This window comes from Neisseria sp. P0019.S002 (genome assembly GCF_051957155.1).
Taxonomy (GTDB): Bacteria; Pseudomonadota; Gammaproteobacteria; order Burkholderiales; family Neisseriaceae; genus Neisseria; species Neisseria perflava.
Genome location: NZ_JBQCWS010000056.1, coordinates 1 through 536 on the forward strand (window position 1 = coordinate 1; position 536 = coordinate 536).

General features: G+C 59.0%; 1 pseudogene. It reads right to left on the minus strand.

The annotated features are described in order from the left end of the window. Window positions 1–528, minus strand: a pseudogene (locus tag ACTHTY_RS11525) (hypothetical protein); the annotation flags it as partial. Window positions 529–536: the final 8 nt, after the last annotated feature.

Consider the following 536-nt stretch of genomic DNA (forward strand, 5'->3'; position numbering starts at 1 on the left):
GCGTACCAGTGGGCGGCCGACCGAGGGTCTTGCGCCGTACCGAGACCGTAATGGTAGAATGCGACCTAAGGCTGCCGCCGCATTTTTATGATGGAACTCGGCCGTTTCCATGTGGTTTTTGCGCGCGGTATTGTAGTCGGCAGGATGGCCGATGGCGTGGGCTTGTGCTTCTGCCAAACGGTAGATGGTTTCGATTTGTTGCTGTTGCAGGGCGGCTGTTTTGATTTGTTCGTATTGTTGCGGATGGTACAGTGCGGCGTCGCCGATGAGTTTTTGTGCCGCGGCGGCAGAACCCAGTGCGGCGGCACGGTGGTAGTAATCGTGCGCGATATGGTTGTCGGCTTTGCTGCCGAGGCCGTCGCGGTAGAGGTCGCCCGTGATTTTTAGCGTTTAGGGGTGGTCTTTCTCGGCAGCAGCTTTGGCATAGCGCGCCGCTTAGAACGGGTCGCGGTCGGAAAGTTCGCCAGTCAGGGCGTATTGGGCCAGCTTGGCCTGTGCTTCCGCTTGCTCCTTATCGGCGGCACGACGCTACCATT